Annotated in this window: 18 protein-coding genes and 1 other RNA gene; 9 read left to right on the forward strand and 10 right to left on the reverse strand. The window is 64.6% G+C overall.

Annotation, left to right across the window (positions count from 1 at the left end):
• Positions 1-111: 111 nt before the first annotated feature.
• From N436_RS20065 to N436_RS20095, 7 genes are all read right to left on the reverse strand, one after another.
• Positions 112-1,734, reverse strand: a complete 1,623-nt coding sequence (locus N436_RS20065) for an iron ABC transporter permease (protein ID WP_110741831.1) — start codon at positions 1,732-1,734, stop codon at positions 112-114.
• A 162-nt stretch (positions 1,735-1,896) separates the two neighbouring features.
• The gene (locus N436_RS20070) at positions 1,897-2,898 is read right to left on the reverse strand and encodes an extracellular solute-binding protein (protein WP_016712606.1); all 1,002 of its coding nucleotides are present in this window, start codon (positions 2,896-2,898) and stop codon (positions 1,897-1,899) included.
• Between the two features lie 118 nt (positions 2,899-3,016).
• Positions 3,017-4,234, reverse strand: a complete 1,218-nt coding sequence (locus N436_RS20075) for a 2-octaprenyl-3-methyl-6-methoxy-1,4-benzoquinol hydroxylase (RefSeq protein WP_177410284.1) — start codon at positions 4,232-4,234, stop codon at positions 3,017-3,019.
• Positions 4,235-4,243: 9 nt separating this feature from the next.
• The gene (locus N436_RS20080) at positions 4,244-4,726 is read right to left on the reverse strand and encodes a DUF4442 domain-containing protein (protein WP_060498144.1); all 483 of its coding nucleotides are present in this window, start codon (positions 4,724-4,726) and stop codon (positions 4,244-4,246) included.
• Positions 4,723-5,922 (reverse strand): 2-octaprenyl-6-methoxyphenyl hydroxylase, encoded by a 1,200-nt coding sequence (gene ubiH, locus N436_RS20085; protein ID WP_016712609.1) that lies wholly within the window; start codon positions 5,920-5,922, stop codon positions 4,723-4,725. The genes N436_RS20080 and ubiH overlap by 4 nt, the downstream gene beginning before the upstream one ends.
• A complete protein-coding gene (gene pepP, locus N436_RS20090; protein WP_110741803.1) occupies positions 5,919-7,253 on the reverse strand; it encodes a Xaa-Pro aminopeptidase in 1,335 nt (444 codons plus the stop codon). The genes ubiH and pepP overlap by 4 nt, the downstream gene beginning before the upstream one ends.
• Positions 7,254-7,274: 21 nt before the next feature.
• The gene (locus tag N436_RS20095; RefSeq protein WP_060498147.1) at positions 7,275-7,829 is read right to left on the reverse strand and encodes a YecA family protein; all 555 of its coding nucleotides are present in this window, start codon (positions 7,827-7,829) and stop codon (positions 7,275-7,277) included.
• Positions 7,830-8,010: 181 nt separating this feature from the next.
• On the opposite strand from N436_RS20095, the gene N436_RS20100 reads away from it, so the two are divergent.
• The 4 genes from N436_RS20100 (at position 8,011) to N436_RS20115 (ending at position 9,397) form a co-directional block, all read left to right on the forward strand.
• Positions 8,011-8,193, forward strand: coding sequence for a TIGR02449 family protein (locus tag N436_RS20100; RefSeq protein ID WP_029886233.1), 183 nt, complete (start codon positions 8,011-8,013; stop codon positions 8,191-8,193).
• A complete protein-coding gene (locus N436_RS20105) occupies positions 8,190-8,510 on the forward strand; it encodes a cell division protein ZapA (protein ID WP_019098106.1) in 321 nt (106 codons plus the stop codon). Before N436_RS20100 ends, N436_RS20105 begins: the two co-directional genes overlap by 4 nt.
• Before the next feature lie 17 nt (positions 8,511-8,527).
• Positions 8,528-8,707, forward strand: a non-coding RNA gene (ssrS, locus tag N436_RS20110) — 6S RNA.
• Positions 8,708-8,788: 81 nt separating this feature from the next.
• Complete coding sequence (locus tag N436_RS20115; RefSeq protein ID WP_016712613.1) at positions 8,789-9,397, forward strand: 5-formyltetrahydrofolate cyclo-ligase; 609 nt, start codon at positions 8,789-8,791, stop codon at positions 9,395-9,397.
• A gap of 18 nt (positions 9,398-9,415) precedes the next feature.
• On the opposite strand, the gene N436_RS28610 is transcribed toward N436_RS20115, so the two are convergent.
• On the reverse strand, positions 9,416-9,571 hold the full coding sequence (locus N436_RS28610) for a hypothetical protein (RefSeq protein WP_164525190.1): 156 nt from the start codon (positions 9,569-9,571) through the stop codon (positions 9,416-9,418).
• Between the two features lie 179 nt (positions 9,572-9,750).
• Between N436_RS28610 and N436_RS20120 the strand changes: the two genes are divergently transcribed.
• From N436_RS20120 to N436_RS20135, 4 genes are all read left to right on the forward strand, one after another.
• The gene (locus tag N436_RS20120; RefSeq protein ID WP_025752145.1) at positions 9,751-10,200 is read left to right on the forward strand and encodes an EVE domain-containing protein; all 450 of its coding nucleotides are present in this window, start codon (positions 9,751-9,753) and stop codon (positions 10,198-10,200) included.
• 95 nt (positions 10,201-10,295) lie between these two features.
• Positions 10,296-11,255 carry an HlyD family secretion protein gene (locus N436_RS20125; RefSeq protein WP_110741804.1) on the forward strand — a complete coding sequence of 320 codons (960 nt, stop codon included), beginning with the start codon at positions 10,296-10,298 and terminating at the stop codon, positions 11,253-11,255.
• Complete coding sequence (gene rbbA / locus N436_RS20130; RefSeq protein WP_110741805.1) at positions 11,252-13,972, forward strand: ribosome-associated ATPase/putative transporter RbbA; 2,721 nt, start codon at positions 11,252-11,254, stop codon at positions 13,970-13,972. Before N436_RS20125 ends, rbbA begins: the two co-directional genes overlap by 4 nt.
• 1 nt (position 13,973) lies before the next feature.
• Entirely contained in the window at positions 13,974-15,086 is a 1,113-nt protein-coding gene (locus N436_RS20135; RefSeq protein ID WP_105947213.1) for an ABC transporter permease, read from the forward strand.
• Positions 15,087-15,143: 57 nt separating this feature from the next.
• On the opposite strand, the gene N436_RS20140 is transcribed toward N436_RS20135, so the two are convergent.
• Positions 15,144-15,548 (reverse strand): flagellar basal body-associated protein FliL, encoded by a 405-nt coding sequence (locus tag N436_RS20140; protein ID WP_016712618.1) that lies wholly within the window; start codon positions 15,546-15,548, stop codon positions 15,144-15,146.
• A 169-nt stretch (positions 15,549-15,717) separates the two neighbouring features.
• Between N436_RS20140 and N436_RS20145 the strand changes: the two genes are divergently transcribed.
• Positions 15,718-16,695, forward strand: a complete 978-nt coding sequence (locus tag N436_RS20145) for an NADPH:quinone oxidoreductase family protein (protein WP_105947212.1) — start codon at positions 15,718-15,720, stop codon at positions 16,693-16,695.
• A gap of 52 nt (positions 16,696-16,747) precedes the next feature.
• Here the strand turns inward: N436_RS20145 and N436_RS20150 are convergent, their stop codons facing one another.
• A complete protein-coding gene (locus N436_RS20150) occupies positions 16,748-17,398 on the reverse strand; it encodes a gamma-glutamylcyclotransferase (RefSeq protein ID WP_016712620.1) in 651 nt (216 codons plus the stop codon).
• Between the last annotated feature and the right edge of the window lie 129 nt (positions 17,399-17,527).

Below are 17,527 nucleotides of genomic sequence, written 5' to 3' on the forward strand. Positions count from 1 at the left end.
CCGGGCGTGGCGAAGCGGCGGCGGTCGATGACGTTGGTCGTCAGCTCTTGTTGTAAGGACCCGCCGCGCGAATGCCGCGCATTGTAGCCGCAAGGTCGCAAGCTGGCACCCTCAGTGACGGTGACCGGGTCGACGTGCCGAACGGCGGATCAGGCCGATGACCGGCAGCAGGCCCACCAGCACCAGCGTCAATGCTGGCAGCGAGGCACGCGCCCACTCGCCCTCGCTGGTCATCTCGAACACCCGAACGGCAAGGGTGTCCCAGCCGAACGGTCGCATCAGCAAGGTGGCCGGCATTTCCTTGAGCACATCGACGAACACCAACAGCGCGGCACTGAGCGCGCCCGGCACCAGCAACGGTAGATACACCTTGAAAAACAATCTCGCGCCACCGACGCCCAGGCTGCGGGACGCCTCGGGCAGTGACGGGCGGATACGCTCCAGGCTGTTCTCCAACGGTCCATAGGCCACCGCGATGAAGCGCACCAGGTAGGCCAGCAGCAACGCCGAGAGGCTCCCCAACAGCAGCGGCTTGCCTGCCCCGCCCAACCAGCTGGACAACGGGATGACCAAGTGGTTATCGAGGTAGCTGAAGGCCAACATGATCGACACCGCCAGCACCGAGCCAGGCAACGCATAGCCCAGGTTGGCCAGGCCAACCCCGGCGCGAATGCCGCCAGTCGGCGCCTGGCGCCGGGCAAAGGCCAGCACCAGCGCCACGCACACCGTGACCAGCGCCGCCATGCCACCCAGGTACAGGGTGTGTAGCACCAGGCCGACATAACGCTCGTCCAGGTCGTGTCGGCCACGCTGCCAGAACCACGCCAGCAGCTGCAGCAGCGGGATGACGAAGGCGCAGGCGAACACCAGCAGGCACCAGCCGCTGGCCAGCAGCGCCTTGACCCCGCGCAGGTGGTACAACGCCTGCCCCCGCGGCCGCTCGTTGCCGCTGCGGCTGGCACCGCGGGCACGGCGCTCGCCGTACAGCACCAACATAACGGCCAGCAACAGCAGGCTGGCCAACTGGGCAGCACTGGACAGGCTGAAGAAGCCGTACCAGGTCTTGTAGATAGCGGTGGTGAAGGTGTCGAAGTTGAACACCGCCACCGCGCCGAAGTCGGCCAACGTTTCCATCAGGGCCAGGGCGATGCCGGCACCGATGGCTGGCCGCGCCATGGGCAGGGCCACGCGCCAGAACGCTTGCACCGGTGACAGCCCCAATACCCGTGCCGCTTCCATCAGGCCCTTGCCCTGGGCCAGGAAGGCTGTCCGCGCCAGCAGGTAGACATAGGGGTAGAACACCAGCACCAGGACGATGATCACCCCGCCAGTGGAGCGCACCCGTGGCAGGCGCATGGGCCCGAATACCTCGCGCAAGGCGCTTTGCACCGGGCCGGCGAAATCCAGCAGGCCGACGAAGACGAACGCCAGCACATAGGCAGGGATGGCGAATGGCAGCATCAACGCCCAGTCCAGCCAGCGCCGGCCGGGGAACTCGCAGAGGCTGGTGAGCCAGGCGAGGCTGACGCCCAGCACGGTGACGCCGATACCGACACCCACCACCAACGTAAGGGTATTGCTGAGCAGGCGGGTCATCTGGGTGTCGAGCAGGTGCGACCAGATCTGCGTATCGATCGACTGCCAGGACAGTAGCAGGACGCTCAGGGGCAACAGCACCAGGGCGGCGATCAGGGAGACCGGGAGGTACCAGCGGCGTTGGGGGGTGTGGGGCAAGTTCAATGTCTCTGTGGCTGATTTGCGACCGCTTTGCGGTCGTTCGCGGGCAAGCCCGCTCCCACAGGGACCGCACAAGGTTTGGACTCTGTGCAGTTCCTGTGGGAGCGGGCTTGCCCGCGAAAGGGCCCTTGCGGGCCCCGAAAGGATAAGGCCTGGCGCTTAGTTGTAGCCAGCCCGGTCCATCAGGCGAATGGCTTCAGCCTGGCGCTTGCCGGCAATTTCCACCGGAATGGTATCGGCCTTGAAGCTGCCCCAGGCGGCCACTTCCTCCGATGGCTTCACCTTCGGGTTGGCCGGGAATTCCTGATTGATGTCGGCGAACAGTTTCTGCGCTTCTTCGCCGGTCATCCATTCCACCAGCTTTTTCGCGGCTTCCGGGTGCGGTGCGTGCTTGGTCAGGCCGATACCCGACAGGTTCACATGCACGCCACGGTCGCCCTGGTTGGGCCAGAAGATCTTCACCGGCAGCTTCGGGTTCTGCTTGTGCAGGCGGCCGTAGTAGTAGGTGTTGACCACGCCCACGTCGCACTGGCCGGCCTCGATGGCCTGGATCACCGCGTTATCGTCGGAGAACACGTCGGTGGACAGGTTGTTGACCCAGCCTTTGACGATTTGCTCGGTCTTGGCCTCGCCATGGGTTTCGATCAGGGTGGCGGTGAGCGACTGGTTGTACACCTTCTTCGCCGTGCGCAGGCACAGGCGGCCTTCCCACTGTTTGTCGGCCAGGGCTTCGTAGGTGCTCAGCTCTTCGGGTTTGACCCGCTCGGTGGAGTAGATGATGGTGCGCGCGCGCAGGCTCAGGCCGGTCCAGTCATGGGACGAGGCGCGGTACTGCGACGGGATGTTCTGGTCGATGATGTCGGACTTGATCGGCTGCAGAATGCCCATCTGCTCGGCCTGCCACAGGTTGCCGGCGTCGACGGTCAGCAACAGGTCGGCCACGCCGTTGTCGCCCTCGGCCTTGATGCGCTGCATCAGCGGGGCTTCCTTGTCGGTGATGAACTTGATCTTGACCCCGGTCTTGGCGGTATAGGCATCGAACACCGGCTTGATCAGCTCGTCGATGCGCGAGGAGTACACCACCACTTCGTCCGCCGCTTGGGCGGTGCCGCCGAACAGGGTCAGGGCCAGAGCGGCCAGTAGGGGCTTGCGTGGCAACATGTGAAGCACTCCTCGGATCGTTTGAGAGGTGCAAATGGTAGTGAATCCCATTTTCTGGCTCATCTACCTAGCCGTTACCGGATGTTGCAGAGGGGGCCGCTTTCCGGCCCCGACAATCTCAAGCCTTGGCCAAATCCGGCAGGTCCCCACTCAAACCCAACGCCTGGCGCACAAACACCGCCTTGGCCTCCGGCATCTTCTCCACCAGTTTCAACCCACTGTTACGCAACCAGCGCAACGGCAGCGGATCAGCCTGGAACAACCGCTCAAAACCTTCCATGGCCGCCATCAACGCCAGGTTGTGCGGCATGCGCCGCCGCTCGTAACGGCTCAACACCTTCACATCTGCCAGCCGTTCACCACGCTCGCAGGCATTGACCAGCACCTCGGCCAGCACCGCAGCATCCAGGAAGCCCAGGTTCACACCCTGCCCGGCCAGCGGGTGAATGGTGTGCGCGGCATCGCCGATCAACGCCAGGCCCTCATCCACATAGCGCTTGGCATGGCGCTGACGCAGCGGCACGCACACCCGTGGGTCGGCCTGCAACACATCACCCAGCCGCCCCTCGAACGCCCGCTCAAGGGCCTGCAAGAAGGCCAATTCATCCAGCGCCATCAACTGCTCGGCATGCTCCGGCGTGGTCGACCACACAATCGAGCACCAGTCCTGCTGGCCGTCGCGGCTCAACGGCAGGAAGGCCAATGGCCCCTCATCGGTAAAGCGCTGCCAGGCCGTAGCCTGATGCCCGGCGCTGCAACGCACGCTGGTCACGATGGCATGGTGGAGGTAATCCCACTCGCGGGTTTCGCAGCCGGCCAGGCGTCGCACGGCCGAATTGGCGCCGTCGGCCGCGATCACCAGCGGCGCACGCAGCTGGCGGCCGTCAGCCAGGGTCAGCAGCCACTCATCGCCGGAACGACGCAGCTGCTCCAGCCGGGCGTTAGGCAACAGGCCTATGTCACTGTCGTGCAGGCGCTCCAGCAGGCCGTCCTGCACCACCCGGTTCTCGACGATATGGCCGAGCACCTGTGCATGCACACTGGCGGCCGAGAAATGAATCTGCCCGGTGCCACTGCCGTCCCACACATGCATGTCGGAATACGGTGTGGCACGCCGTTGGGCAATGCCGTCCCAGGCGCCAAGGCGTTCCAGGATGCGCTGGCTGGCCGCCGAAAGCGCACTGACACGCGGCTCGAACGGGGCTTGGGCATCGAATGGCTTGACCGTGAGCGGCCCGCCATCGAGCAAGAGGATTTGCAGGCCACTGTGGCGCAATGCCAGGGCCAGGGCGCTGCCGACCATACCGGCACCGACAATCAACAGATCTGCGCGCATTTCCATGCCTTACGCCAGCCTCGCTTGCGGCTTGAGCCGCACGTATAGGGTTTTATCGACCCGCGCGACCAGTTCGCCGGCACCATCGCGGATATCGACCTGCAAACGCGGCAGGCACTTCTTGCCGGTGGCGGTCTGCTGGCGAATGTCGTCCAGCAGCGCGTCATCGACGTGGAATTCGGCATACACCGGGCCTTTGCCCGGCGAGATGAAATCAATGCTGGCGGCCTTGTCCCAGACGATGTAATCGCGGCCCAACTGCTCAATCAGCAGCAACATGTAGAACGGGTCGACCATCGAATACAGGCTGCCGCCGAACTGGGTACCGACATAGTTGCGGTTCCAGCGGGTCAGCTTCATCGCCACCTTGACGCTGCGCATGTCCGGGCTGATGTGCTGCACACGGATCCCGGCGCCCAGGTAAGGTGGATAGAGGTTCAGCAGCCAGCGCAGCATGCGCGCCCGGCGCGCCAGTTTACGAGGGTTGCTCATGCCTGGCCCCGCGGATCGGGGCGGGTACCCAGGCCCATGGCCTGGCGGGCGAACCAGCTTTTGGCCGGCGGCAGCAGGTCGAGCCCGAGAAGGCCGAGGTTACGCCCGGCGGCGAGCAACGGCTGGTTGCTGCCGAACAGGCGCGTGACCTGGTCGGAAAAGCCGATGGTCATGGCCTGGTCCAGGCGCTGACGCTGGTGATAGGCCTGCAGCGTGGTCAGGTCGCCAGGCTGCTGCGGCCCGGCCAGCAGCGCGTCGGCCAGCGACTGCACATCGCGCAGCGACAGATTGAAACCCTGGCCGGCAATGGGGTGCAGGCTGTGCGCGGCGTTACCCAGCACCACCAGGTGCGGCCGCACCTGCTCTTGAGCTTCGATCAGTGACAGCGGGTACAGGTGCCGTGCGCCAACCTGGCGCAACGCGCCCAGGCGATAGCCAAACACGCCCTGCAGCTCACGCAGGAAACTGCGCTCGTCGATGTCGGCCAGGCGCCGTGCATCCATGCCTTGGCGTGTCCACACCAGCGCGCAGCGGTTTTCCGGCAGCGGCAGCAGGGCCATGGGGCCTTCTTCGGTGAAACGCTCGAACGCCTGGCCGCCGTGGGCTTCACCCGGGGTGATGTTGGCGATCAGGGCGCTCTGCTGGTAAGGCGTGTGGCGCACGTGAATACCCAGCTGCTCGCGCAGGCCGGAACGGCCGCCGTCGGCCAGTACCGCCAGGTCGCATTCAAGCTGGGTATCGTCATTCAAGCGCAGGCGGTAACCGCCCTCGATCGCCTGCATGGAGGTGACTTCCGCCGGGCAGCGCCAGCTCACCACCTCACTGTCCAGCCCCTGCCACAGGCATTGGCCCAGCCAGGCGTTTTCCACCACGTAGCCCAACGCGGGTACGCCTTCTTCCAGGGCATCCAGGCGAGTGGCGCCAAAGCGGCCACGGTCGGACACGTGAATCTGACGGATCGGCTCTGCACGGTGGCCGATGGCCTGCCACAGGCCCAGCTGCTGGTAGATCTGCTGGGTGCCGAACGACAACGCCGAAGACCGCGCATCGTAGCTGGGCTGGAAGCTGTCGCCGGGGGCGAACGGTTCGATCAGCAGGATCTTCCAGCCACGCGCCTTGGCCCCGGCTTGCAGGGCCAGGGCCAGGCTTGCACCAACCAGCCCACCACCGATGATCGCCAGGTTTACCCGGTTCATGCCGCGTCCTTGCGGGCGGCCTGCATCAGCGCCTCGATCTCGGCAACCGTGCGCGGCACGCCCGAAGTCAGGATTTCACAACCTTGCCTGGTCACCACCACGTCGTCCTCGATCCTTACACCAATGCCGCGCCATTTTTTGGCCACGGCCTGATTGTCGGCGCCAATGTAGATGCCTGGCTCGACGGTCAGCGCCATGCCGGGCTCCAGCACCCGCCACTCGCCGCCCACCTTGTACTCGCCCACATCGTGCACATCCATGCCCAGCCAATGCCCGGCACGGTGCATGTAGAAGGCGCGGTAGGCCTCACTGTCGATCAGCGCCTGCACCTCACCGGTGAGCAGGCCCAGCTCCATCAGGCCTTCGGTAATCACCCGCACGGTCGCCTCGTGCGCGTGGTTCCAGTGTTTGCCGGGGGCAATTTCGGCAAAGGCCGCCGCCTGTGCCTTGAGCACCAGCTCGTAGATGGCCTTCTGCTCAGGCGAAAAACGCCCGCTAACCGGGAAGGTGCGCGTGATGTCACTGGCGTAGCAGTCGATTTCGCAGCCGGCGTCGATCAGCACCAGGTCGCCATCCTTGAGCGGGGCGTCGTTCTGCTGATAGTGCAGGATGCAGCCGTTGCGCCCGGCCGCGACGATCGAGCCGTAGGCCGGCATCTTCGCCCCGCCCTTGCGGAATTCGTAGTCCAGCTCGGCTTCCAGGCTGTATTCGTGCAGCCCGGCCCGGCAGGCCTGCATGGCCCGCACATGAGCCCGTGCCGAAATGTCTGCCGCTGCGCGCATCACCTTTACTTCCGCCGCCGATTTATACAGGCGCATGTCGTGCAGCAGATGATCCAGCGCAACGAACTCGTTCGGCGGCTGCGCGCCCAGGCGGGCCTTGGAGCGGATCACGTTGATCCAGTCCATCAGCCGGCGGTCGAACTCGGCATTGCTGCCCATGGCGCTGTACACCCGCTCGCGGCCTTCGATCAGGCCCGGCAGAATCTCGTCGATGTCGGTGATGGGGAAGGCATCGTCGGCGCCAAAATCGCGCACGGCGCCTTCCTGGCCGGCCCGCAGGCCGTCCCACAGCTCGCGCTCGGGGTTGCGTTCACGGCAAAACAGCACGTACTCGCCGTGCTCACGCCCGGGGATCAACGCAATCACTGCCTCCGGCTCCGGGAAGCCGCTGAGGTACTGGAAATCGCTGTCCTGGCGGTACACGTGCTCGACGTCGCGGTTGCGGATGGCAACGGCGGCGGCGGGCAGGATGGCGATGCTGTTGGGGACCATCTGCGCCATCAGCGCCTTGCGCCGACGGGCATACTCGGCCTTGGGAATGTGGCTCATGGGCAGACTACCCCCGGTTGATCAGTGCAGCGATGGCTTGGGCGCGGGTGCGGCCGGCTTGGCCAGCTCGGAGAACAGCAACAGCGGTGCCACGCGCAGGTATTCCATGACTTCCATGTAGTCGCTCTCGCCGTCTTCGGACTCTTCGAGCGCTTCCTGCACCTGGGAAATGGCCACCAGGTCCTGCAGCACTTCCTTGGCCTCGTCGGACAGGTCCTTGCCACCGGCATTCAGGCCAAAACCTGTAATGAAGCCCTGGCACCACTGGCCCAACGCGGTAGCGCGGTCGCTCAGTGCGGCGTCGTCGGAAGGCAACAGCAGGACGATGGCCATGTCGTCGCTGGTGAGCTCGCCCTTGACCATTTCCTGCAGGCCGACCAGGGCGTTGCGCACGGTATCACCGGGCTCGGTTTCCAGCAGCTGGGCGGCATCGGCCAGCCAGCTGTCGGCGTCAAAGCCGGCACCGGCGCAGCTGCGGCCGATCAGCAGGCCGTGCAGCTCGGCCGGGGTAACAGGGTGGCCATTGCTCGAAAGCAGCATGGCGAAGGCGATGTAGGGCGATTGGGTATTGGGCATGGGCAGCTAGGCGCCAGACGGCGCAATGACTAGAATGGAGACCTTGTATCCTAGCACCGGCAGGCGCGCCAAGACCATCGGCACTGGCCGTCGCCGCCCAGGGAGAGGCATCATCGCCAGGTGACTCAACGACGGAGCGAATCGAGTGCAACCCACGCAAGAGAACGACCTGCAGGCACTGATGAGCCGATTCGAGTTGCTGATCGAACGCGTCGAGCAACTAAAACGGCAAAATGCACTCCTAGTAGCGCAGGAAAAATCCTGGCGCGAAGAGCGCGCCCACCTCATCGAAAAGAACGAGATCGCCAAGCGCAAAGTCGAGTCGATGATTTTACGCCTCAAGGCTCTGGAGCAAGACTCATGAGTTCAAGCAATAGCGTCACCGTGCAGATCCTCGACAAGGAATATTCGATCATCTGCCCGCCGGAAGAGCGCAACAACCTGGTCAGCGCCGCCCGCTACCTGGACGGCAAAATGCGCGAGATCCGCAGCAGCGGCAAGGTGATTGGCGCCGACCGTATCGCGGTGATGGCGGCCTTGAACATTACCCACGAGATGCTGCACCGCCAGGAAGACCGCAATGAAGCGCCGGCCGGCGGCACCACCCGTGAACAGGTGCGCGACCTGCTGGAGCGGGTCGATCAGGCGCTGTCCGACGACACGGGTACCAAAATCGGCTGACATTGGTATACTGGCGCCACTCCCTGGGGGATGCGCCAGTCGGTTATGTCCCTGAGCCGATACGCACAACCACGGGGGTTGCACGCTGGGGCCGGTGTGCATGTCCGCCCGACGGAAAGCCTTAACGCCCCCTGCAATCTCCACCTTGAACTTTCGGGTTCAAGGGCTACACCGATAGCGGTCTTATCGGGGAGCCTGAATTTTCTTGCCCGCCCCTTCTGGCGGGCAATTCGTTTTGGCCGACAATGTCGGCCATCACTTCTGGGATCGCCTGTGCCATGACCGACACCGCGCCGCTCACCCGCCCCCAACTCCGTCGCCTGCTTCGCAACGCCCGCCGCGCCCTTACCCCTGCCCAGCAACGCCAGGCCACCCTCGGCCTGTACCGCCAACTGGCGCAACACCCGCTGTTCCGCCGCGCCCGGCACATTGCCTTGTATTTGCCCAACGACGGCGAAATCGACCCCGGCCTGCTGCTGCGCGAAGCTCAGCGCCGCGGCAAGCGCACCTACCTGCCGGTGCTGCACGCCTGGCCACGTACGCGCATGGTGTTCCAGCGTTTCGAGCAGGGCGAAAAGCTCAAGCCCAACCGTTTCCGTATTCCCGAACCGGTCACCGACCGCAAGCGCCAACGGCCGATCTGGGCGCTGGACCTGATCCTGCTGCCGCTGGTCGGCTTCGATGAAGTGGGCGGGCGCCTGGGCATGGGCGGCGGCTTTTATGATCGCAGCCTGGCCTACCAGGGGCGTCGCAAAACCTGGAAGAAGCCTTTGCTGCTGGGGCTGGCGCATGAATGCCAGAAGGTCGAGCGGCTGGCGCAGGCCAGTTGGGATGTACCGCTGCAGGGGACGGTCTCGGACCGTGGCTGGTACCTGGCGCCGCGTTGAGCGGCGCCAGCGAGGGTATCAACGTTGTTGTGGCTGGCTGGCGTCGACCGGCATCTGGTAGGCGTTGTCCAGCTTGCGCTCCCAGAACCCTTGCGCATAACCGGTAGTGACCACACCCAGGCCAAAAATGAACACCAGGATCCACAGCAGATCCGGCTTTTTACGTTGATTCATCGAAGATTGCCCCCCAGGCAAACTGTTCAGTGCGCGGCGATTTTCTGGGAATCGCCAGCGCATAGCGCTTTAAACGGGGCGCATTTTCCGACAACCTGCGTCCGCACGCAAACCTTGACGCCAACCGGCTGTCGGTTTCGTGCAACAGGTTATTTCAAACCTTTTCAGGAGCAACCTCCATGGCCTATTGGCTGATGAAATCCGAGCCCGACGAGCTCTCCATCGAAGCCCTCGGCCGCTTGGGCGAAGCGCGCTGGGACGGCGTGCGCAATTATCAGGCGCGTAATTTCCTGCGGGCCATGAGCGTGGGTGACGAATTTTTCTTCTACCACTCCAGCTGCCCGCAACCGGGCATCGCCGGTATTGCCAGGATCACCCGCGCGGCCTACCCCGACCCGACCGCACTGGACCCGCAAAGCCACTATTACGATGCCAAGGCCACGCCCGAGAAAAACCCGTGGAGCGCGGTGGATGTGGCCCATGTGCAAACCCTGCCTCGGGTGCTGGAGCTGGGCTGGCTGAAACAACAAGCCGGCCTGGCCGAGTTGCCGCTGGTGCAAAAAGGCAGCCGCCTGTCGGTGATGCCGGTAACACCCGAACAATGGGCGGTGATTGTCGCGTTGCGTTGAATGTGCAGCTAAGGTCAAGGGTTTGACCGATATCAACACGCCATACAGGGCCGCGCGCCATGATGTGGTGTGCATGACCGCAAGGATGCAGAACGATGAACCGATACGCCCCCAGAATCTTCGCCACCGCACTGATCGCCCTGCTGGCAACAGCCGGTGGGCTGGGGTACTGGAAATCGCTCCACGACCAGTTGCCCGAAGGCCTGAGCATGGGAAATGGCCGCCTGGAGGCCACCGAAGTGCAGATCGCCAGCAAAATCCCCGGTCGCCTGGCCGAAGTGCTGGCCGACGAAGGCGACAAGGTCACCCGCGGCCAGTTGCTGGCACGTATCGACACCCGCACCATGGAAGCCCAGCGCACCCAGGCCGAAGCCGAAGTGCTGCGCGCCCGGGAAAACTACGCAGCGGCCCAGGCGTCCGTACAGTTGCGCCAGAGCGAATTGCTGCTGGCCAGCCAGGAACTCAAGCGCGTGCGCGAAATTTTCCAGCGCAAGTACGCCAGCCAGCAATTGCTCGACCAACAGCAGGCGCGCTTCGACACGGCCAACTCGGCCGTGGTCGCGGCCCGCGCCCAGCTGGCAGCAATCAAGGCCGCCATCGGCGCCGCCGAAGCCCAGGTGGCCCAGCTCACCAGTGAAATCGACGACAGCAGCCTGCGTGCGCCCATCGACGGCATTATCCAGTTGCGCCTGGCCGAGCCCGGTGAAGTGCTGGGTGCTGGCGGCCGCGTGCTGATGCTGATCGACCCCAGCGACCAGTACATGAACCTGTACCTCCCGGCTTCCACCAGCGGCCGGCTGACGGTAGGCGACCAGGCGCGGATCGTGCTCGACGCCCTGCCCGAACGCGCCCTGCCGGCGAAAGTGGCGTTCGTTGCGGCCAAGGCCCAGTTCACCCCCAAACAGGTGGAAACCCGCGACGAGCGGCAGAAGCTGGTGTTCCGGGTAAAACTGCGCCTGACCGATCCGGGCACCGTGCCGCAGGCCAAACCGGGCATGCCTGGCGCCGGCTACGTGCGCACGGCTGAGGTGGACTGGCCGGCCAACCTGCAATGAACGCCCCGGCACTGCTGGCCGAGGGTATCAGCCACCGCTATGGCGACCTGACGGCCCTGCATACACTGGGTTTCAGCCTGCCTGCCGGTACCCGCTGCGCACTGATCGGCCCTGATGGCGCGGGCAAATCGACCCTGCTTGGGCTGATCGCCGGCGTGAAGCGCCTGCAACAGGGCAAGTTGCAGGTGCTGGGCGGCTCGATCCGCCAGCGCCGTCATCGGGCTGCGCTGTACCCGAAAGTGGCGTTCATGCCGCAGGGGCTTGGCAACAACCTGTACCCGGAACTGTCGATCAGCGAGAACATCCGCTTTTTCGCCACCCTGTTCGGGCTGGGTCGGCGCGAGTGCGAGCAGCGTATGGCCAACCTGCTGCAAGCCACCGACCTGCAGCGCTTTGCCGAGCGGCCGGCCGGCAAGCTGTCAGGCGGCATGAAGCAGAAGCTGGGCCTGTGCTGCGCGTTGATCCACGAACCGGACCTGCTGATCCTCGACGAGCCGACCACTGGCGTCGACCCGTTGTCGCGGCGGCGCTTCTGGGAGCTGGTCGAACAGGTGCGCGCACAACGCCCCCAACTGACACTGTTGGTGGCCACCGCCTACATGGAAGAGGCCGAACAATTCGAACATTGCCTGATGCTCGATGGCGGCCGCCTGCTGGCCGCAGGCCCCAGCCATGAGCTGGCCGCAGCCACCCCCAGTGGCAAGCTGGACGATGCCTTCACCCACTACCAGGGCGCAGGCAAGGCGCAGCATCAACCCCTGACCATCCCGCCGCGTGAGGCCAAGGACGGCCAGATCGCCATCGAGGCCCACGACCTGACCCTGCGTTTTGGCGACTTCACAGCCGTGAACAAGGTCAGCTTCGCCATCGGCCGTGGGGAGATCTTCGGCTTTCTCGGCTCCAACGGCTGCGGCAAGACCACCACCATGAAAGTGCTGACCGGCCTGATGCCGGCCAGCGAGGGCAGCGCCAGCCTGCTGGGGCGCCCGGTGGACGCCAGCGACCTGGCCACGCGCAAGCGGGTCGGTTTCATGTCGCAGAGCTTCTCGCTGTATGGCGAGCTCAGCACCCGGCAAAACCTGGCCTTGCATGCCCGCCTGTTCGACCTGCCCAAAGCCGAAAGCGCCCAGCGCATCGACGAATTGATAGAGCGCTTCGACCTTGCCGCTATCGCCGACCAACCGTCCGGCGCCCTGCCCCTTGGCCTGCGTCAGCGCCTGTCGTTGGCGGTGGCGGTGCTGCACCGCCCGGAAGTGTTGATCCTCGACGAGCCGACCTCTGGCGTCGACCCGGCCGCCCGCGACGACTTCTGGCGCCTGCTGGTAGAGCTGTCCCGCGAGCAGGGCGTGACCATTTTCCTTTCCACTCACTTCATGAACGAAGCCCAGCGCTGCGACCGCATCTCGCTGATGCATGCCGGGCGGGTACTGGCCTGCGACACACCGGATGCCTTGCAGCGCCAGTACCACGGCGACACCCTGGAAGACGCATTCGTGCGCTGCCTGGAGCAAGCCCAGGAGCTGGCACCACAAGCCACGGACAACGCTGTGCTGGAGCAGGCCGCCACGGCCGCGCCGCCGCTGCGCCAGGGCTTCAGCCTGCGCCGCCTGCTGGCGGTGGCCAGCCGCGAGGGCAAGGAGCTGCTGCGCGACAAGGTACGCCTGGCCTTCGCCCTGCTGGGTGCGCTGTTCATGATGGTGATCTTCGGCTACGGCATTTCGCTGGATGTGGAAAACCTTGCCTTTGCTGTGCACGACCAGGACCAGAGCCCGCAAAGCCGGGCGTACCTTGAGGCCTTCCGTGGCTCACGGTATTTCGCCGAGCAGGCGCCGATCCGCGACAGCCGCGAAATGCACCAGCGCCTGCAACGCTCGGAAATCAAACTGGCGCTGGAGATTCCTCCCGGTTTTGGGCGTGACCTGTATGCCGGGCGCCAGCCGGTGGTGGCCGCCTGGCTCGACGGCGGCATGCCGTTCCGGGCGGAAACCAGCCGCAACTACGTGGAAGCCGTGCACCAGGCCAACCTGGAGCAATTGGCAAGGGCCAGCCCACAGCCGCAGGCGCGGCAGGAGCTGGTGCGCCTGGAAACGCGTTTTCGCTACAACCAGGACGTGGTCAGCGTGAATGCCATCGGCCCAGGCGTGATGGCACTGATCCTGGCCTTCATCCCGGCCATGCTCACTGCGTTGGGCATCGTCCGCGAGAAAGAGCTGGGCTCCATCACCAACTTCTATGCCACCCCCCTCACGCGCCTGGAGTTCCTGCTGGGCAAGCAGATGCCCTACCTGGCCGTGAGCCTGGTCAACCTGGCGCTGCTGGTGGCGATGAACCGCTGGCTGTTCGCCGTGCCGCTCAAGGGCAGCGTGCTGGCCCTGGCCTGCGGGGGTGTGACCTACCTGCTGGCCACCACCAGCCTGGGCCTGCTGATCTCGGCGTTCACCCGCACCCAGATCGCGGCCATCCTGGGCACCATGATCATCACCAGCCTGCCAACCATCCAGTTTTCCGGGCTGATCGTGCCACGCTCGTCGCTGGACGGCGCAGCGGCGGTGATGGGCCAGCTGTTCCCGGCGGGCTATTTCCTCGACATCGCGGTCGGCACCTTCACCAAGGCACTGGGCCTGCGCGAACTGTGGCCGCAGTGCCTGATCCTGCTGGGCTTCTTTGCCGCGTTCACCGGCCTGAGCCTGGCCATGCTGAAGAAGCAGGAGGCCTGACATGTCGCGCCTGAACCACACCCTGCGCCTGGGCCTGAAAGAACTGACCAGCCTGCGCCACGACAGCGTCCTGCTGCTGTTCCTGCTGTATGCCTTCAGCGTGGCGATCTACATGCCGGCAGCCGGCTCGGTGATCGGCGTGCACAACGCCAGCGTCGCGGTGGTGGACGAAGACCACAGCCTGCTCTCACGCAAGCTCAGCGAAGCCCTGCAACCGCCCGAGTTCCAGCCCGCCGTGCCGCTGGCACCGGAGCACCTGGACCAGGCCATGGACAGTGGCCAGTACACCTTCGTGATCAATGTGCCGGTGAATTTTCAGAGCGACCTGTTGGCCGGGCGCTCGCCGGAATTGCAGATCAATGTCGATGCCACGGCCATGAGCCAGGCGTTCATGGGCGCTGGCTATATCGGCCGCATCTTCGAGCGTGAACTGCTCGACTACAGCCAACGCGGCAATGTGCAAAGCCCAGTGCTGATCAACCCCAAAGCGCTGTTCAACCCCAACCTGGAGGGTGGTTGGTTCCTGGCGGTGATCCAGATCGTCAACAACATCACCATTCTGGCGATCATCCTCACCGGCACCGCGCTGCTACGTGAGCGTGAGCACGGCACCCTCGACCACCTGCTGGTGCTGCCGCTGACGGCACTGGAAATCATGCTGGCGAAGATTGGCAGCAACGCGCTGGTGGTGGTGATCTGCACGTGGATTTCGCTGGTGGTGGTGGTGAAAGGTGCGCTGGGCGTACCGTTGTCCGGCTCGATGGGGCTGTTCCTGGGCGTGACGGCGCTGTACCTGTTCGCCAGTACCGCGCTGGGTATCTTCCTCGCCACCCTGGCGCGCTCGACACCGCAGTTCGGCCTGCTGGCGATCCCGGTGATCATCCCGATGCTGTTGCTGTCAGGCGGCAGCACACCGCTGGACAGCATGCCGCAGTGGTTGCAGTGGGTGATGCAGGGCTCGCCGTCGACGCACTTCGTCAGCCTGGGGGCTGCGATCCTGTTCCGGGATGCAGGGTGGGCGGTGGTTTGGCCGGATATCCTGGCGCTGGGCCTGATCGGCCTGGTGTTCTTCAGCGTGGCGCTGGCGCGGTTTCGTCGGAGCCTGGCGTCCTGATAACGCAGGCACCGTGGAGGCATCTGTGGGAGCGGACACGCCCGCTCCCACAATTGATTACTGCACGATCAGGTTGTTGAACAGCAAGTCTTCTACGATCGGCTTGCCCTCTTCCGCTTCCAGCACCTGCTGCACCTGCTTCAGCGCCTCCTGGCGCAGGTGTTCCTTGGCTTCGACGTTGCTCATGCTGTCCACCGTCTGCTGGGTGAACAGTGCCACCAGCTGGTTGCGAATCAGCGGTTCGTGGTGCTGCACCGCCTTGGCGGCTTCATCGCCTGTCACGCGCAGGGCCACATCGGCCTTGTACACACGCAGCCGTGGGCCGCCGTCGAGGGCATAGTTGCCGACAAAGGGCGGGCTCAGGCTGATGTAGGCGACCTTGGGCGCCCCTTCCTTGGCTTCTTCGGCCATGGCCGCAGCCGGCAGCAGCAGCGCCAATACCATCAAGATCCACGCTTTCACGAATTCGCTCCTCAATACAGTTGGCGCCAGCTTACCCAGCACACCGCTCAAACCCAAGCCCGGGCTTGTGCCGGCACTTATGCCTGCACATCAGGGCGGGCCATGCTCGTTGACCCGGCAGGTGGCCCTCCTACACTTATCGGCCACTACCCGCAAAGGAATAGCCCCGATGAAAGCTGTGTTGTGCAAAACCCTGGGCCCGGCGCGCAACCTGGTGCTGGAAGACGTGGCCAGCCCGCTGCCGAAGAAGAACGAGATCCTGCTGGATGTGCAGGCCGCCGGGGTCAACTTCCCCGACACCCTGATCATCGAAGGCAAGTACCAGTTCCAGCCGCCGCTGCCATTCTCGCCGGGTGGCGAAGCGGCGGGCGTGGTGGCTGCGGTCGGGGAAAAGGCCGGAGCGTTCAAGGTGGGTGACCGGGTCATGGCGCTGACCGGCTGGGGCGCGTTTGCCGAGCAGGTGGCGGTGCCGTTCTACAACGTACTGCCGATCCCGGCGAGCATGGATTTCACTACCGCTGCGGCATTCGGCATGACCTACGGCACCTCGATGCACGCCCTGCGCCAGCGTGGCCAACTGCAGGCAGGTGAAACCCTGCTGGTGTTGGGCGCTTCCGGCGGTGTTGGGCTGGCGGCAGTGGAAATCGGCAAGGCCATGGGTGCACGGGTGATCGCGGCGGCCAGCAGTGCCGAGAAACTGGCCGTGGCCAAGGCGGCCGGGGCGGATGAGCTGATCGACTATAGCCAGGCCAGCCTGCGCGACGAGATCAAGCGCCTGACCGGCGGCCAGGGTGTGGATGTCATCTACGACCCGGTCGGTGGCGAGTTGTTCGAGCAGGCGGTGCGCGGGCTGGCCTGGAATGGCCGACTGCTGGTGGTGGGCTTTGCCAGCGGGACCATCCCGCAGTTGGCGGCCAACTTGGTATTGCTCAAGGGCGCGGCAGTGCTTGGGGTGTTCTGGGGGGCGTTTGCACAGCGCCAGCCGGAAGATAACGCGGCCAACTTCAAGCAGCTGTTTGCATGGCATGCCGAAGGCAAGTTGAAACCGCTGGTGTCGCAGATTTATCCACTGGCTGAGGCTGGAGCTGCCATCGAGAAGTTGGGGCAGCGGCAGGCTGTGGGTAAGTTGGTGGTGTTGGCCAAGTAAGATAGTTCCGGCCCTTTCGCGGGCTTGCCCGCGAAGAGGCCGGCACAGGTTTTCACACTTCCCGCAGGTTATGGCAGCGCCGGAACCGCGCCTCCAGGTTGCGATCGGGCATCTGGTGGCTGCGCAAGGCATTCAACGTCTGTTCCACGTAGTCCCGCGTGGTGCCATAACGCCCCTTGGCACTGGCCAGAATCTGGCTGAGCAAGGTATCTGGCAAGTTCCCCGCATAGCACGGCAAATGCCGCTCCAGCACAAAGCCTAAAGCCTGCACCTTGCTACCATCGCCCAGCCGGCAGGTGAGCCAGTGCGGTCGGTATGCCGGGTACGGCATCTCGCGCTGCCACAGGGCCATCAGCGAGTCATCCAGGTTGCTTTCATCCAGCCGGTAGGCAAAGCCGCTGCAGGAACCGCCACGGTCCAGGCCAAACACCAGCCCGGGCGTTTCCGGGGTACCGCGGTGTTCGTGCGACCACAGGTACAAGCCCCGGTGATAGCCATGTACCCGCGCGCGCTGGCGTTCTACCGAATTGCACTCCGGCCGCCAGATCAACGAACCATAGGCAAACAACCACACCGGCCCACCCTGATGGCGCGACATGGTCGTCTTCATCGAGTTGAACAACTGGTCGTGAGTATGTTGCTGACCGAAGTCGAGTGCCGGAGGATATGAAACTTCCCAGGACATACTTTCAAGTGCCGACATAAGCTGCCGCCATTATCCCTGTGAACTACGGATGTAGCGAGATTCGATTACGCTGCGGCCCAAGGCCTCTATACCAAGGGCGCTTGCAGTAACCATAGGCCAGAACGGCAGGAATACTCAAGCCCTCGC

The organism is Pseudomonas sp. RV120224-01b (assembly GCF_003208145.1).
GTDB lineage: Bacteria > Pseudomonadota > Gammaproteobacteria > Pseudomonadales > Pseudomonadaceae > Aquipseudomonas > Aquipseudomonas monteilii.

Bases quoted from the DNA above. Each gene is read 5' to 3' on its own strand.
- ubiH (WP_016712609.1), bottom strand. From the start codon at position 5,922: ATGAACCGGGTAAACCTGGCGATCATCGGTGGTGGGCTGGTTGGTGCA.
- N436_RS20105 (WP_019098106.1), top strand. From the start codon at position 8,190: ATGAGTTCAAGCAATAGCGTCACCGTGCAGATCCTCGACAAGGAATAT.
- N436_RS20115 (WP_016712613.1), top strand. From the start codon at position 8,789: ATGACCGACACCGCGCCGCTCACCCGCCCCCAACTCCGTCGCCTGCTT.
- N436_RS20100 (WP_029886233.1), top strand. From the start codon at position 8,011: ATGAGCCGATTCGAGTTGCTGATCGAACGCGTCGAGCAACTAAAACGG.
- N436_RS20070 (WP_016712606.1), bottom strand. From the start codon at position 2,898: ATGTTGCCACGCAAGCCCCTACTGGCCGCTCTGGCCCTGACCCTGTTC.
- N436_RS28610 (WP_164525190.1), bottom strand. From the start codon at position 9,571: ATGAATCAACGTAAAAAGCCGGATCTGCTGTGGATCCTGGTGTTCATT.
- N436_RS20095 (WP_060498147.1), bottom strand. From the start codon at position 7,829: ATGCCCAATACCCAATCGCCCTACATCGCCTTCGCCATGCTGCTTTCG.
- N436_RS20075 (WP_177410284.1), bottom strand. From the start codon at position 4,234: ATGCGCGCAGATCTGTTGATTGTCGGTGCCGGTATGGTCGGCAGCGCC.
- N436_RS20150 (WP_016712620.1), bottom strand. From the start codon at position 17,398: ATGTCGGCACTTGAAAGTATGTCCTGGGAAGTTTCATATCCTCCGGCA.
- N436_RS20145 (WP_105947212.1), top strand. From the start codon at position 15,718: ATGAAAGCTGTGTTGTGCAAAACCCTGGGCCCGGCGCGCAACCTGGTG.
- N436_RS20080 (WP_060498144.1), bottom strand. From the start codon at position 4,726: ATGAGCAACCCTCGTAAACTGGCGCGCCGGGCGCGCATGCTGCGCTGG.
- pepP (WP_110741803.1), bottom strand. From the start codon at position 7,253: ATGAGCCACATTCCCAAGGCCGAGTATGCCCGTCGGCGCAAGGCGCTG.
- N436_RS20120 (WP_025752145.1), top strand. From the start codon at position 9,751: ATGGCCTATTGGCTGATGAAATCCGAGCCCGACGAGCTCTCCATCGAA.
- N436_RS20135 (WP_105947213.1), top strand. From the start codon at position 13,974: ATGTCGCGCCTGAACCACACCCTGCGCCTGGGCCTGAAAGAACTGACC.
- rbbA (WP_110741805.1), top strand. From the start codon at position 11,252: ATGAACGCCCCGGCACTGCTGGCCGAGGGTATCAGCCACCGCTATGGC.
- N436_RS20125 (WP_110741804.1), top strand. From the start codon at position 10,296: ATGAACCGATACGCCCCCAGAATCTTCGCCACCGCACTGATCGCCCTG.